This is a genomic window from Marinobacter confluentis (genome assembly GCF_004785685.1).
Lineage (GTDB): Bacteria > Pseudomonadota > Gammaproteobacteria > Pseudomonadales > Oleiphilaceae > Marinobacter > Marinobacter confluentis.
Genome location: NZ_SRPF01000089.1, coordinates 1 through 302, shown reverse-complemented (window position 1 = coordinate 302; position 302 = coordinate 1). Strand labels below are relative to the sequence as shown.

The 302-nt window shown below is 51.3% G+C and carries 1 pseudogene; it reads left to right on the top strand.

The annotated features are described in order from the left end of the window. Positions 1-186 (top strand): annotated as a pseudogene (locus E5Q11_RS17915) (hypothetical protein); the annotation flags it as partial. Positions 187-302 lie beyond the last annotated feature (116 nt).

Below are 302 nucleotides of genomic sequence, written 5' to 3'. Positions count from 1 at the left end.
GAATGGTTCGATAACGTATTCATGAAACGAATCGGTCCCGTCACGCCCGCTGCGCTGATCGTCACCCTTGTTCTGCTGTTCGCCTTCCAGGGCGAAGTAATCCTGCACTACTTTGATCGTTACGTTCATATTCTTGCACCAGAGATGGATGTGTTCATGGATGAACGACTGAACATGCTGCACTGAACCGGACAGAGTGATCGCGTTTGAAAGTGCGGTTTTGTACACTGGGGCAGCGACGCCGAAGGGCTCGCTGCCTTTTTTATGTCAGCTCTGGCATTGTTGAGATTCCCGGGACCTAT